The following is a 17,676-nucleotide window of genomic DNA, read 5'->3' as shown; positions in this document are numbered from 1 at the left end:
CAAGTCACCTGTGTTAACAACAGTGATGGCGCCGACGGTTGTATTAGAAGCAATCGTTCTAAGAGCGTTGCTAGTGCTGGACAAGCTTATCGCTTTTGTTCCAATGAAGGCTAAGCCGTAGTTATTGGCGCTGGCATTTACAGACCCAGTGACAGAGATAGCACCACCAGTACCGCCAATGGCTGAATCACTGCCTAGAGTGATAGCGCCTATATAAACACCGGTACTTGAGCTACTGTTGGTCAATGCACCAGAAGTGCTAATACCCATACCGTTTAAAGTGAGAGCGTAGGCGTTCGTGAATGTTTGGCCGTTGAGATCCAATACTGCACCATCGGCAACCGTGACAGTACCTGAGGCTGCACCAAATGGTTTAGCGCTACCTGCTTTTAAGATACCTGCATCGATATCTGTGCCGCCTGTGTAGGTATTTAAACCTGACATCGTCCAAGTACCGGCGCCTACTTTAGTGAGTGAACCCGTTGAGATACCGACAATAGATGTGATCGAGCCTCCCTGCGCACCACCCAAAGTCAAATCGTAAGCGCCTGTGATCGTGCCAGCATGGCTTAAGGCAATTGTACCGGTTTCACCAACAATCAAGGTGTCATCTGCTAATGTGATTAATCCACCAAATGTAGCAGCTGTTGAAGAGCTATTGATTAAGGCGCCACCAGAACTGATGCCATCACCACTGATGGTCAAAGCTTCAGCATTGCTGACGTTTTGTCCATTGAGGTCAAGCACAGCACCAGAAGCAACAGTTGTACCAGTTGCTGCAGTACCTAATGCGGTGGCATGACCCAACTTGAGTGTGCCGGCTGAAACAGTGGTTGCACCGGTGTATGAGTTAGCACCATTAAGAACCAAAGTACCTGTACCCTGCTTCGTTAATGTGGTTGCAGAACCTGATGCATCAGAAATAGAGCCTGTAATCGTGCTCGTAGTTGCATTAGAGTTAATAGTTAATGCATTGAGACCACTCACATTACCTGTGACAGAAACAGCACCAGTGCCACCATTGATCGTTAAACCAGGATTGCGTTCATTAACACGAACTTGAAGCTTGAAATCAACTTTGCCGAGACTTGTTGCATTTCCGCCAGTAAAAGTCCAGTCGGTATGGCCATTGGAGTTACCTGCTGTACCAATGTAATTACCCATACCAACGTCAGGCGTTGTCGCTGTGTGGTTATTCCAAGCCAATACTGTCTGCGTAGACCCTGCTGTGATGTTATGAACCTGGAATGAGCCATAAACTCCATTACTGTTATGAGTGTCATTAAAGTCATACTTAGTAATATCACCAGTTGGTACACCTATCGGAGCACTTGCTTCCGTTCCATAGTTCCATGGCCATAATTCTAGGTACCCAGTAAACCCAGAGCCTACATTCACAGCAGTTGCTGTACCTGAAATACCAGATGTTTGGTTGGACTTCACCACCATGTTTTGCACAATCTTCTGGACAACCAAGTTATTGGATAAGTCTGGTATACGTAAATCAGATGCCGTTAGGTTGTTCGCCCATGGGTCAAAACTAACTTCAACCCAGTAAGGTGTGGTGCCAACTTTTACTTCCATTCTGTAGGTGATCCGTGTAATCGCCCCGCTGAATGATCCAGAATTATTAGCGCTGTAGCTTGTTGCATCGATTGCCCTAGTGGCTGAAGTGGTCTCATACAACAAGGTGCTCGGAATTTGAATGCCAGTTACAGTACCGCCTATGGTTACACCACCGCTTGAAGAGTTGAGGCTGATTTCATCATTAACACCTACATTGCTACTGTATGTTTGGGCACCCGTTGTCCAAACATCAGAGCTAAGGTTGACTGGACCGCTGACAGAGATGCTCGCCAATCGTGATGCTGAACTACCCACTCGTGATCTAAATCCAACAGTACCTGTATTAGTCACTGTTAATGCAAATGCACCATCAACTGTGCTGCTTAGAGTCAGATCACCCGTTGATTTGATAGTTGAATCAGCTGCTAGGGTGATAGCACCAAGATAAGTTGAAGCTGTTGCGCTTGAGTTAAACAAGGCGCCACTGGTGCTCACACCTGTACCACTGATGGTTAATGCTTCAGCAGTGACTAAGTTATAGCCATTTAAATCCAATGCTGCACCACTCATTACAACTGTACCGCTAGTGGCCGTACCTAATGGAGTATTTGTACCGCTACCTGCCGATCCTAATTTAATAGTACCTGCAGACACAGTAGTCAGACCCGTATAAGCACTCGCGCCAGATAGTAATAATGTACCCGCACCCGCTTTAGTCAATCCACCAGTTGTAGAAGTCGAAGCACCTGACATAGTCAGTGTAGAAAGAGCGCTAGCAATATCTATTGTGGAGTTAGTTCCAGATATTAGTGTGAAGTTACGATTAGTAGAGGCCGTAGTACCTGTGTACTTAAGCGTTCCGCCATTGAGCACAAGATTTGCTGCTGCATTGGTGGCCTGACCTAGGTTTCCTGCAACACCACCATCACCAATTGTTGCTACGCTCAGAGTACCTGCACTGATGGTAGTTACACCGGCATAAGTATTGGTACCAGATAGAGTTAATGTGCCAGAGCCGTCTTTAGTTAATTTTGCTTGAGATATAGCGCCCGTAATCGAACTTGCTGCTGAGTTATTGATGTATAGAGGTGCGCTACTTCCCCATAGATTAATAGATGTTGCTGTAATCTGCGCCCCAGTGAATGCAGTATTACCAACATTCTTAGTTGCACCCATTGCGCCATTCACGGTGACATTGCCAGCACCCGCATTGACGACTAGACCGCTAGCATTAGCCATGAAAACAGTATTTGCAGCTGAAACCGTAAAGTTCCTGGTACCCCAAGATTCATCATTATTTGCTGAATCAAGTGTTGAACTTAAACTGATTGTTTGATTAATACTTGATGAAGGGGCTGCAATTGTGATGAGGTACTTTGAGTCATTCCAGCTTGCATTCACATTCGGGGATGCAATACCTTGTGAGGTTATCGTTGTGGTGTAACTTCCAACTGTTTGAGATGCGGCCGACAACATATGGGCTGCATCAGTGGTCTGGCAACACAAAAATTGGCCCCTGAAAATTCGGCTTCCAATCGTGATATCAAAGTATTCGCTATCCCAAGAATCCAAGCGATAGAATTCAAACGTAATAGTTCTCCCTGCTCCACCTAAATTAAATGTGCGGGTGAGCGGACCAGTAGTGTATAGCCCTAGTATTGTGCCCCATGCGGTGCTAGTGTTAGTTGAGCTACTACTCCAACCATCTGTGGTTGAGACAATGTCAGTAAATAAATCTGCTTGGCGCAAATAAGATGATGCTGAATCGACCGTTGATGAGAAGTTAATATTGCCACCACCTGTGTTGATTGCGATGTCTGCCGCATCAACTGCGAGCAACACAGGACCCGTAAATGTCACAGCACCACCAGCGCCTGATGGTGCCGTTGTATTAATTGCGAAAGAATTCTGTTGAAGCGCAATAGTTGGAGCGGTGATTGTCACAGCACCACCTCGTGTGGTGATATTGTTTTCAATACCGATATAACCAGTAGAAGCACCCGCAGTTAACTGAACTCCTAAGGCGCCATCAGATGAAGCGATGGTGCTATTGATGAAAATATCATCTCCAGCAGTTAAGGATAATGTGCCAGCAGTAGAACCCGAATAACCTATCGCTGAATTGGCAACAATGTCACCGGTGACATTGATTGTGATGTTGCCAGTGGCACTCAAACCAGTGACTGCACTAGCAGCGCCAATCAGTAAGTTGCTGCTTCTCAAGGTTAACGAACCAACTTGACCTGCAAACGTTGAAATCACATTGCTTGCATTATTCAATGTGTAATTACCGCCACCAGTTAATAGCAAAGTGTTGGTTGAGCTGCCGCCTGTAACTGTGCCAGAAATCGTGATCCCACTTGCCGTGTTAAAGATAGTCGCTGATGAGATTGTGATGTTGCCTGCGTAACTTGCAGCAGTCTCTGAACTATTGATCAATGCACCACCAGAGCTAATACCTGTGCCATTAATCGTTAATGCTTCTAAATTAGTAATGGTTTGACCATTAAGATCAAGCACCGCATTAGATGCTACAGCTGTACCTGCAGCAGCAGTTCCTAGCGCACCAGCATTATCAAGTTTAAGTGTGCCGGCGTTAATGTTGGTTAAACCAGTATAGGTATTTGCCCCACTTATAGTTAATACGCCAGTACCAGTTTTTGTTAGACCACCAGAACCATTACCAATAACACCTGACATTGTCATGGCCTGGCTAGTATCCACAGTTAAGGTATGAGCACCATTGGAAACAGTACCACTCAATGTTGCACCACCAGCATTGCTATTATTAATCGTGCTTGCTGCTGTTAAAGTGAAATTCTTAGCTGAGCTAAATGCTGCTGAACCTGTAATCGATAAAGTACCGCCACCCAAACTAATATTTCCAGAGCCAAGATTAGCGTCTGCGTTGATTGATAAAGTACCCGCTGATATCGTTGTACCGCCAGAGTAGGTATTAGTGCCAGATAGAATTAATGTATAACTGCTAACTTTGGTCAAAGAAGCCGTGCCACTAATTTGACCACTTAATGTAATGTTGCCGTTAGTCGTGCTAATCGATGAATTAGAAGCGAGAGAAATAGCACCCGCATAACTTGCCGCCGTTGCTGAACTATTAATTAATGCACCACCAGAACTAATGCCTGTGCCACGTAGGGTGAGCGCATTGGTGTTTGTCACAGTTTGACCATTTAGATCAAGCGCTGCGCCGCTAGCAACAGAAACCGTGCCAGAAGTGCTACCCAATGCAGCAGCGTTACCTAATTCTAAAATACCTTCTGAAATCGTTGTACCGCCTGTATAGGTATTGGCACCAGAAAGCCACCAAGTACCAGCGCCTGATTTAGTGACACTAGTTAAGCCAGTATTGTCTGCTAACACTGCTGTTAACTTATTATCACCAGCGCTAGCTCCATTGAGGGTAAAGGTGCGTGCAGCTGATCCAATATAGGCAATTGCACCTGAATTAGTAAAGTCCAAGGCACCTGTACCTGATGCATTGAGCGCGCCACCATTATCAGTAATAGTGAACAAACGATTTGTGCTCGCTGCGGCACCAGTGTATCGAAGCGTACCGCCATCAAATACTAGGTTAGTCGCTGCGTTACTTGAGGCACCGATATTACTATTTGAGCCACCATTCGCAAGACTTGAGGCAGATAAGATACCCCCTGAAATTGTGGTTACACCTGTATAAGTATTAGCAGCTGACAGCACCAAGATGCCAGCACCCGTTTTAGTAATACCAAAATTTGTGCCGGAAATAATGCCTGACAGCGTTAATTGCGTACCAGCTACGCTCACGGTGGTGTTTGCACCCAAGGCAACTGTACCGCTTAGGCTTGATGTACCAGTACTAGTCGCAATCGTACCGCCATTAACGGTCAGTGATTCAGCACCCACCGTTACGTTTTGTAAATCTAGTGTTGCGCCATTCGCGACTGTCACACCACCAGCAGTTGAGCCCAAGCCCGTAGCATTAGACACAGCGAGCGTACCTGCGCTGACAGTCACAGCGCCTGTATAAGTATTAGCCGCTGAAAGCACCAAGATGCCAGTACCCGTTTTAGTGATGCCAAAATTTGTGCCAGAAATAATGCCGGAAAGCGTTAATTGGGTACCAGCTACGTTCACGGTGCTATTTGCACCTAAAGCTACAGTACCGCTTAGACTTGATGTACCAGTGCTGGTCGTAATCGTACCGCCATTAACTGTTAACGATTCAGTGCCCACAGTGATATTTTGCAAATCTAAGATTGCGCCACTTGCAACTGTTACACCACCAGCCGTGGTACCTAAACCAGCATCATTTGTCACAGCAAGCGTACCGGCATTGACAGTAATTGCACCAGTATTAGTGTTAGCACCTGATACTATCATCGTACCAGCACCAGCTTTAGTAAAGCCCATCGCAGAGGCTTGAGTAATAGCGGCACTCACTAATAAATCATTGGTGGCAACACCATCAGCAATCGTGAATGTGCTCGTACCTAAATCTGAACGTAGGTTGATTCTGCCTGCGATCTGTGCCTCAGATGAAGGATTAGTCACATTAACAGTAACACCACCCCATTCCCAATAAGAGGTTGTTGAATTAGAGCTTGTACCACTATTAGATCTTAAGGTGCCGCCACCATTAAAGTTAAGAGTCGCATTCCAAATGTGCTGAACAGCACCCACCACCTCAACTAGACCACCATTGATGTTAATGGTTGAAACGCGATTGCCGCTCCATCCAAATGCAGAAGTAGAACCTGTTAATTGAACAATACCATTTGCATTAACGTTTAAAACACCCAGAATGACGCCATTACTATTGTTATAGATGTCATTAAGTATCAAAGTACCAGAATTGACTGTTGTACCCCCACTATAAGTACTTTGCCCAGTGCTTAAAGTTAGTTTGCCACTTCCTTCTTTAGTGACGCTACCTGTACCAGAGATTGTGTTTGAGACTGTGAAGTCATTACTACGATTAAAGATCAAAGCGGCATTATTAGTTACTGCGCCAGTGCCCAGCACCCCTGTGGTTGAACCAGAACCAATTTGCAGCGTACCCGCTGAAATCGTAGTGGTTCCACTGTAAGTATTAGCACCAGTAAAGATCACTGTGCCCGTATTTGTTGTTGGGCTATTGATGGTGAGATTACCAGAGCTACTAATAATTCCACCCAGAGTGAACGTGTGACCCGATGGCGCATTGATTGTCGCAGCGCCACTCATCACAATAGGATTGCTCAAAGTCAAAGTGCTGACATTTGATAGAAGTATTGAATTGGCGCCTAACGTGATTGGAGTTGTAGAAGCACCTAACGCAGCCGCATTACTTACTTTTAACGTTCCACTATTTAATGCAATGCTGGTGCTGATTGTGTTAGCTTGATCAAGATCAAATACGCCACCTGTACCAGCCAAGGTCAAGTTAGAAACACTGATTGGTTTGGTTTGTGTCAACGTTGCCGTGCTAGTAACTGTCAAGCCACTACCAGTAAAACCTTCAACACTTCCATAACTACCAATTTCAAGATTTGAATTTGTTGCAATATTCAAGCTTCCGGTACCAATATCAGCAGCAAATGCTTTGATTGAATTACTTGTGTTGTTGAGGGTATAGCTTTGATTATTAGCAAGCAAAGCAATGCCATAGGCTGTAATGGCGCCTGTAATAGATGGAGCTTTTGCGTTAATTAAAACGTAACCAGTTGATGTATTTGCCGTAACCGCGCCAGTCCAATTCAGACCTTTTGTTGCAGCAAAGGCTGGGGTAGCGGAATCTGCAATAGCAAATAATGGTGCCGGGCTGCCACCTGACAAGTTGCTAACCGCATTTGCAAGCGTTGTGACCGTATCAAGTTTTGCACCTTGGAAAGTAACAGAGCCATTACTTGCGGAAGCATTGATTGCATTTGAGTAAATACCATAATCGGTAGTTGTTGCGCTAGATGTATAGCCAGAAAAAACCACATTACCGTTACTCGATGAAATAGAGCCTATACCTAGGTAAACACCATGGCCAGCAGTAGCATAGCCAATGATATTCACATCAGTTTTAGCAGAAACAGAACCACTCCAATTATCTTGATAGTAACCATAATTTTGACCTGCCGCAGAAATCGTCACAGATCCTAAAGTTGCAGTCACTGGCAGACGAATAAGAACACCACCATATGAGGCGTTATTACTTAAGCCATTCATCACGATATTGCCAGTATCAGAGGTGATACCACCGCCATTGCCATCATAAGCGGTGAGATAAAGACCAATACCTTGAGAGGAAACTCCATTGAGCGTCACGTTACCTTTAGCTTGAATAGTAGCGCCGTCACTGTAAAGAGTGATACCGCCAGAAGCATTCGCCCAGTTAGCGACACCACCAGCACTGCGATTCGCATAGCCCGTCATGCTGATAGCGCCGTTGAAGCTGCGAACTACTTGAGATTCACCCCAAAGAATGATGCCGTGACCTTGTTGATTAACACCATTCAAACCTAATGCTGCTCCATTAGCATAAATACTGATGTCACCGTAAGCAATAATCTTAGTACTTGTGCCATCCAACCTCAGAGCAGCACCCGTGATGTCGTTGTAAGAAGAGCTGGAATTAATAGTGATTGTGCCGCCAGCAGTTGGCGTAGTTGTATTGTTACCAGCCACCAAGCCACCACCACTCATATACACACCGTAGCCAGCAGCCGCAGTTGATGTAATAGAAATATTGCCTATAGTCGACTGAATAAATCGACTTCCAGTCTGATAGAAAGACCACTGCGCTCCAGCAGTACTTGCTGTGATTACGATATTACCGACCGCTTTCAAAGATCCCGTACCAGCAATATAGACGCCATGGTACCCACCCGTAGCACTACCAGTAATCGTTATCGCATTGTTAGCAATCAAAGAACCAGCAACCATCTCAAGACCTTGCTGAGTTCTTCCAGTTGCGCTGATCGTAACTGATCCACCAGTTGCCGGTACTGTTGAAGCAGATGTGTCTGTTGCACTAGTACTTGCAGCAATACTGCCATTCAGATGAACGCCGTAGTTACCTATAGCAGTAAGAGAAACATTACCTTCTGTCGACTGAATAACACGACTATCGTAAAGTGCAAATCCCCAATGCGCTCCGCTGGTAGCAGAGTCAATGGTGATATTTCCTACAGCCCTAAATGAACCGGAACCAGCAATGTAAAAACCTTCATAAGCCCCTGCACCACGAACAGTAATGTTCATCGCACCAAAAGAAACTAAGGAACCAGTAACACCTTGAATACCATATTGACCGTCACCAGTTGCATTTATTGTTAGAGTGCCGCCGGCTGTTGGAACAGCTGTTGGAGTTGAGGTATTACTGCTTGCATAAATACCTCCAGTTGTACCGAAGTACATACCACCCCCAGTTCCATTAGAGGTAATCGCAATATTGCCAGCAGTAGACTGAATCAATGAATTGTTATACATGGTGAGACCCCAACTACCTTGGGTCGCACTAATCGTAATATCTGCTGCTGACTGAACTCTGCCACCAGTACCTTCTAAGCGGTAAGCATGGTTTGCAATAGCTGTTGCTGTAATTGTGACAGCTCCAACAGCTTCGATTGAACTAGCATTTTGACGTAAGCCATAGTAGCCAGATGTATTGCCAGTGGCATTGATTGTGATCGTGCCACCTGAACTAGGATTTGATGTTGCATTACCGGCAACAATCGTTTGCGAAGCGAAATAGATACCGTTACTACCTGTACCGGTAATACTAATGTTGCCAGCAGTTGACCAAAGCGTACCGCTTTCGATATCAACACCCCAACCACTACCACCACTTGCAGTGATACCAGTGATCGTGATATCTCCACCGGCTTTAATCGTGGTGCCGCCGTTATAAACAAGCACGCCGTAGGAAGAGGCATCAGATGTTCGGCCCATCATAGTAATAGAGCCAGCGCCAGCATCAATAGAGCCGTTACTTACAATCACGATACCGCTGACGTTATCTTGGTAACCAGGATTCCAATATGAGCCATTCCAACCAATCCAATCACCACCTGAATTGGATGCATATCCCGCGATACAAGTTTTAGCAGCAGCACAACCTGTTGTAGTGTCACCGGTACCACCTCGTAGAGTAATGTTGCCACCATAGCTGAGAATTCTGGAAGATGAATTGAGGACAATCTGACCGCCACCAGTGTTATCGACATCCGCATAGATATCGACAGTCATAGGCTTGCCAGTTGCACCTGAGATGGATGCATTGGAATAAAAATCTCTACCAGCCATGACTGTGAATCTATTAGCGCCAGTACCAGTCATAGATATTGCGCCGTCGTTATAGACATACTCTGCTGCTTTAAGAGTAATCCAAGCATTGGCACCTGTAACTGTTAATGCCTTGCCAATATAGACATTTGCAGTAGTACCTGACATAGAGGTCATCTCAACGGGCCCCGCAACAGTGATATCGCTCACAGTCATTGAGATATCGTAGGCATTAGTTGCTTTGCCAACATATAGACCAGAAATTCCGCTAAACGTAAACCAACCTGTATCAACAGTGGCTGAAAACGAATCACTTGGTGACATCCAAATAAATTTACCGCTAGTTGTGATGTAGGGCCTGAGACCACTGTGGTAGTGATCTTGGTATGTCATGTACACATCACTTGAGCTTGATGTAATGCTTGTACCCGCCTTAGCACCAATGTATACATTTGCACTAGTCCAAAATGATGCCGTTAAACTGCCTTGTGAGCCAGAAATATTCTGACTACCCAAGAGTTTTATGTCACCACTAGTTGCAAGGATTTGCAGCTCAGAACGAATCACCACATCGTGATTCGCCACTTTCTGCGATGTTGAAAGAGTGATGCCACCACCCGCACCTGCTGCATAAATATTGACCGGTGAACTAGTTTCAATTTCCATACCCCAAGTATCACCACCGGTACCTGTTGCAATACCTAGTAACTTAATCGCATCAGCAGTTGTGTTAGCAGATGTAATAGTTGTTGTGTTTGAATTGTTTAAAGCAAAAAGAAGCCCAGAACCATAAGTCGATGTGTTGGTAGTTTGGCTATAACCTTCAATATAAATAGTACCTGTACCCGAATTAATAACACCAGCACTAATTAAATAGTAAATACCAAATGCTGCACCACCTGTCGTAGAGGCAACGCTTGCAGCATAAGACTTACCTTTAATACTGATATTGCCATTACCAGAGACTAATGAGAGCACCTTATCAATACGGACCCCTTCAGTCCATCCAGTAGCTGAGCTACCTAACGCGTAACTTGATCCACTACCATTACCACCGCCAATCGTGATATCACCACCTCTGGTGTTGACTGTTAAACCCTCACGTAGATTGACATAGCCATTGGTAGTTGTATCAGTATCAGTTGCATCATCAATATTTGAAGCAATAATTAAATCACCACCTTGAGTATTAATCGTCGTTGCACTTGAATTGGTGATATGTGTTTTAGAAAGCAAGCTCAGACCATCAGTTGTTGATGTGATGATGCTCAAGTTACCGTTTAACACGATGACATTGGCTGTTAATGAAATTGTTCCAGCAGAAGAAATGCCAGCAATGCTATTAACTGTTCCGACTGTTAGGGTCGCATTATTAGTCAGTGTTAATGATGCAATGCCTGTTGCTGCGATGGTACTTAAAGTGTTTGAAGTATTGCTAAATGTATAGTTCCCGCCATTCTTAAGAGCTAAACCAAATGTGGCAGAAGTTATTTGACCTGAAATAGTTAAATCACCAGTGCTGCCGATGGTTGTATCAGCAGCCAGAGTGATTGCTCCAGGTAATGTCAAAGCTGTTGATGTCGAGTTGATCAATGCGCCATTACTGCTTAAACCAGTACCACTTAAGTTAAATGCGTTCGCCTGAGCATAGCCATTTAGATCCGCAGTGAATCCTGATTGCACAGTCACCAAGCCCGTACCAAAAGCACCATTGGTGACAGAACCAGCAGAACCAGTTGATGCAATACCAGCTTTAACTAAGCCTCCTGAAACTGTTGTGCCACCCGTATAAGTGCTTGATCCAGATAAAGTAAGAGTAGATGTACTTGTGTTCTTAATTAATGAACCCACTCCACTGATAACCCCAGCAAAAGTTTGATTAGCTGATGATGCGTAGATCAAAGTTCCAGCGTTACTAATTGTTCCAGCATAGTTACCAGAATTTAATGAGCCAGAGCCGCCAATGACCAATGTGCCACCACTAATGCTGGTATTACCACTGTAGGTGTTCGTCCCAGTAAGTGTCACCGTTCCACCTGTGGCATTGACGTTAAGGTTTCCTGTTCCACTAACCACGCCACTAAATGTTTTTGTTGGAATTGGACTTAGACTTAACGTTCCGCTACCAACAGTCGTAAAGGTATGGACATAGTAACCAGCAGCTAATGCAGTACCCGCAGCCCCTGTTGCACCAGCACCAGAAGCAGTAGAAGCAACACCACCAAGGTAGCGGACGATGACAATACCAGAGCCACCATAACCAGCCCAAAGCTCACCGGCATTTTGCGTTCCTTCCGTGAAGCCAGTTGCACCGCCACCGCCACCGGTATTAGCAACACCATATCCAGCATAACTTCGCGATGCAGTTCCGTTACCTCCGCCGAAGCTAGTGGCTCCTGCACCTGCTGTACCCCAGTTAATCCTCACACCGCCGCCACCACCGCCCGCGTACCCTGTAAGAGTGCCAGAAATACTACTGTAAATACCAATACCGCCAGCACCACCTGCGCCACTAGTAGTGCCAATAGCGTTTCCGCCAGCACCACCTGCACCACCACCACCACCACTCTGGTTAGCCTGGCTATTGCCGCCTGGATTTCCGTAGGTATAACTTATTCCATCGGTTGCATAACTACTAGACCCTCCATTGAGGGTATTTGCTCCACCACCACCTGAGCCTCCAGCGAAGCCTGTCTGGTTATTCCCATAACCGCCTCCACCGCCGCCGCCTGCAGCCACTATCGTTCCCAAGCGCGAATCTCCACCGTTCTGACCTTGCTGACTTGAAGAGTTCCAGTAGTAGCCACCCGCGCCACCAGCACCAACAGTGACTGCAAGATCACCAACAAGATTAGCAGTATTCATAACTAAACCGCCGCCGCCACCGCCGCCGCCGATAATTCCTCCACCGCCACCGCCGCCACCAACCAGCAAATATTCAACAGATGAATCAATCGCAGCCGTTACTGAACCAGTAACAGAAATACTGTTTGCAACTTCAGTCACTGCTCGACCCAATAATAGAGTTGTACTATCGGTCATCGATACAGAACCAGATCCCAATGCACTGTTGTGATAGACGCCAATAGTTCCAGCAGATACTGTTGTCCCAAGGCTGTAGGTATTATTTCCAGTGAGATATAAAGTGCCTGAACCCGATTTAGTCAAGCTTCCTGCACCAGAAATAATGCCGTTCAGTATTTGATTTGAACTCGAGTTGATGTTGAGGACACCAGCATTTGATATGGTCCCAGAATAGTTGCCACTACCCAATGTTCCAGTAATCGATAATGTTCCTGCTGAAATGGTGGTGTTGCCAGTGTAGGTATTTGTACCAGATAGTGTTTGAGTGCCCGAACCTGCTTTAGTTAATGCCATCACCGCTGATGAATTTGCAATAACACCACCAAAAGTAGCAGAACCATCGCCATTACCCAAAGATAAACTCAACACACCGCCGCCCGCTGCCTCTACCTTACCGTTACCACTCAGCGCACCAATCTTCATCAATGTATTGGTTAAGTTGTAAATATTTAGATAAGTATTTGCACCATCTAGAAAAATCGGTGAAGTTGAATTAATACCAGTGCTTTCAAGCCAGAAGTTGCCGTAGTTTGTGACTGTCACTTGACCAGAAATGGTCGTATTCCCCTCAAGAACCAGACGATTGTTATATTGACCTCTCCCACTAGTCGTTCCACTCACATTCCATGTTCCAGAACCAGAAGCGCCGTTAATGAAGGTTCCGCCACCAATGATTCCCCCCATAGAACCATCAAAACTAACGTTCGCATTGTTAACCATGCCACCACTCAATCTGATTTCACCAACTCCTGATGGTGCAAGATTGAGAGCTCCAGAACTCACTGTTGTGAGACCCGTGTAAGAGTTGCTGCCAGTTAGCCTTAATGTCCCTGTGCCTTCCTTGGTAAGAGTTGTGCCGGAGCCAGAAATGGCTCCACTAAGTGAACTAGACGCATTGTTCGTGTTGACGGTGAGACTTGCTAAATCAGAGATATTTCCTGAACCAGTGATTTGTCCACCAGTTGATACCAGCGACAAACTTCTACCGCCTGTTGTAAATCCTGAATTGGATGAGAAACCAGTTTCCCTTAGATTTTGAATCTCAAAAGATTCATTACTAACATCTTCATTGAGGTTATTCCACGTTCTTATATAACCATTTTGTGTCGTTTTAAATGTAATGTCGACATACACATCAGTAAAGGAGGAGTGGTGGCCATAATGACCTACAGGGCCAACTGTGTAAAGCGTGCCAGCAGAGGCACCAGTATCGTATAGCTTTGGATCACTATTCGCATTGGCCTTTGTCCAAAAAATAAAATATTCATTTTGTCTTGCAGTGCTATTGGTACTAAAAATAAGCTCGCCTTGTTCGGCGTCCCAAGAGTCCATAATCCAAAGACGCAACGAGTACTCACGTCCAGCAACAATGTTGTTGTAGTAATACCTTTCACCATTATTACTACGGCCACCCCATTCCATCAGCAGAGTAGGTTCTGTAATGCCATATTGTGTGTTTGTAATCGAAACAGAACCAGATCCGAGATTAAGTGATCCAGCGCCCGTGTCAAGAGTGAGCGTACCACCCTGTCTCAGTAGCAAAATATTGGAAGTATTGAAACTTAGATTACCGCCATTGGTTGTTATGGATTGAGCACCACTGGTTTTCTGGAAATGAACATCATTTGCACTAAATGTAACTGCACCACCATTAGTGGTGATGTTGCCGCTCAGATAAACTTGGTCCCCACTGGCATTGAAATTAATGCCCAGCTTTCCAGTCCCAGCAGCAGAAATATTTCCTTGAATGTAAATATCGCCATCCGCGTTGAGAGTTAACACTGAGTTTCTCGAGCCTGTATATGTTAGGTCTAATGTAAAGATGATGTGACCATAACCAAAGTACTCAGTTGTAAAACCAGAAATAATTGTTGAGCTTGCCGTTGTAATTTCTACATCTGTTGTATTTAAGTTTGCCGCAACAGTTGCGATGGAATTGACCATAAAAAAGTTATACGGATCCAAAAGCCATAAGCCAGATCGCCCATTGATAGCCTGTGTATCAACAACAACCCCATCAATATTCAAGGTGCTAGCAGATGTCTCAATCTGGCCGCCATTGCCACCGTTGTTACCACCTCTAGAATAAATCGTTCCATGTACTTCGGTAATTGACCCTGAGTTTGTGATGTCACTCCACAAAACGACCACACCACCATCACCATTGATCTTGGCGCTGGCATCGATGATCACTTCGTCTTTCATGGTGACTGTGGTCGATTGATGGATATCTCGATTTTGGACGACTCTGATGTCTTGGTTGTTGCCACCCTGCCAATCACCACCCACCAATACAGATCCGCCACCAGTGTTACCGGTGACATCGATGAGAGTGTTGCTATCCAAAAGAATGTGATCTGCGGTTAATAGAACTGTTCCGCCAACAGTGGCACCAGTCGCTTGGATGGTGCTATTAATAGTGAGGCTGCCTGAGTTAGAAGAAATCTCAACCGTGCCTCCGCGACCATTGCTGCCATTTGTTTGAATTACTGAATGATCAAAAACAATGTCTTGATAGTGAGAGTTCAAATAGATTTGACCACCTTGCTCACCATTTGCTTTTAATGATGAGTTATTAATGAGTAAGTCATTTTGTGTATCAATCTTGATTTGATTGATATCTTGATTATTTAGATTATTGATTCCAGAAACATCAATATTCGTATTATCTAAGGTCACAGAAATAGAAAACGGCAATGTGCCATTATCTGCATCATTGCCGATTAAGATTCTGCCACCCTGATTAAATCCTTTTGCCTCGATATTAGAATCTGAGATCAACGTATTATTAGTGGCGGATATTCCAATAGAACCACCCCGGCCATTTGAACCGTTAGTTTGGATTAATGCATTTTTGAGAATTAAATCACCAGAGTTGGTGATTATTTGAATACTGCCGCCATTATTTGCGTTGGATTGAATAATAGCGTTATTAATATGAATATCGTCGGCTTGGGAAATAGTAATCTCTCCACCACGACCATTACCACCATTTGTTTGAATAACACCTTCAATAATAATATGACCTGTGCCATTAGCAGTTAATGTAATCGAACCGCCATTAATATCACCATTGGCTTCTAACTTACCAGTTGAAGCCAAGGTTAACTCATCCGCTGCGATACGGATCGTTCCGACTGTGGTGTTGCTAGCTGTGTTACTTCCTGTTGCGTTACTTGTAGATCCATTGGCATTGTTAACCGTAACCTGGTTTCTAGAGTTAACCGTAATCGCACCATGGAAGTTAAAGACGTTCGCTAGGATGTTAACCAATGGGTTCGATCCTGCACCAACGATGCTACCGTAACCTGTCACAGAGTTAACTGCAGTGATAGTTACTTTGTTCACTTCGATGCTGCTGTTTTGAGCCAAGTTAACATCTTGAGCGTGGATTACCACATCAAGGATGGAACCAGCTGCTTGGTTAATCGTGCCATAGTTAAAGAAGGTGCCATCCGCCAAGAAGGTTAAAACAGTTCTGGCACTACCTGTCTTCGTGATGGTTACACCCTGATCGATGGTAAGGTTACCGCTACCGTTTTGGGTGCAGCTACCACCTGAACAAACGTTACCCTGTATCTGAACCGTCACGTTGTTATTTTGCAACGCATCGCTGATTACCTGAGCAAAGCTTGAGGTTATTAAGAGATCCATAGGATCCAATAGCCAAGTACCGGCTTTGCCTAGGATGTTTCTGGCAGATGTATCAACCTTAGTCTGGCTGCTGATCTCGAGTACTTCTTTAGAGCTGGTGTCGATGAAGCCACCGTTACCACGGGTCTTACCGCCCATGGCTTCTAGGATGCCAGATACCTGGGTCTTCTTATTAGATAGAACGATGATTTGTCCGCCATTGCCCTGCTCTTTGGCGTTAGCCTTGATCTTGCTGCTATCGGCTAGAGCAATGGTATTGCCTTTGAGGCTGATCTGGCCGCCGTTACCTGTACTGCCCATGGCGTTAGCCACGATAGAACCTAGGTTTTGAACCGTATCCGCCAAGATCTCAACGATACCGCCATGTCTGACCATGCTGCTAGTACTGATGCGGCCGCTGTTCTTAATCACTGAACCCATCAACTGAGCGGCGGAGTTAGCGGCGATCACCACCAAGCCACCTTCTACCTGTACCAAACGCTTGTTCTCAATTAGAGACTTGAAGGCAGAAGCGTCTACCTTGACGTTCATCAGCTGGTCACCGCGGAAGTCCAAGGTGATCTGAGAACCACTGGCCATAGCGACCGTGTTAGCGGCACCGCCTCTAGCCAAGATGTAGCCTTCGTTACGAACTTCGGGAGCCAATAAAGCCACATAGCCTTTAGCATCATTTGTCTGAATCTTGCCGTAGTTGACCACCGCACCAGTGCCATCGCCCTTGTAGGTGTTCTTGCCGTCCATGAAGTCTTTGTCATTGATGTCCATCGTTGTCGCAACGATGGCACCTACGTCAATCTGAGCTGATGTACCAAAAGTAACGCCTTTAGCGTTCGAGATCACAACCTGACCGTTGGACTTGAGCATGCCGTCGATTTGCGTCGGGCTTGCAGACACCACACGGTTGTGGATCACAGCCTGAGCATTCGGCTGAATGATCTCGACACGGGCGTTAGAGCCGATGTTGAAACTGTTCCAGTTGACCACCGCACGTTGAGACGTTTGAACAACGTTCATGGTGTTAGTAGTTTGAGTGATATTGGCCTGACCTGCCACCACGCGACCCCCCGTCGGCAATGCATCAGCCGATGACTGGGCGTAAGCCCCACCGGCTAAGGACAT

Annotated in this window: 1 protein-coding gene (only partly in view); it reads right to left on the bottom strand. The window is 45.4% G+C overall.

Features of this window, described 5'->3' with window-relative positions:
- Nucleotides 1-17,676 carry the start of an autotransporter-associated beta strand repeat-containing protein gene (locus ICN28_RS00980; protein WP_216285539.1) on the bottom strand. 18,525 nt of this gene lie to the left of the window's left edge, so 17,676 of the gene's 36,201 nt are visible here — the first part of the coding sequence; it begins with the start codon at nt 17,674-17,676; the stop codon falls past the left edge of the window.

It is taken from the genome of Polynucleobacter sp. 30F-ANTBAC (assembly GCF_018882385.1).
Taxonomy (GTDB): Bacteria; Pseudomonadota; Gammaproteobacteria; order Burkholderiales; family Burkholderiaceae; genus Polynucleobacter.
Note: the sequence above shows the minus strand (reverse complement) of the source record. Positions and strands in the feature narration are given on the sequence as shown.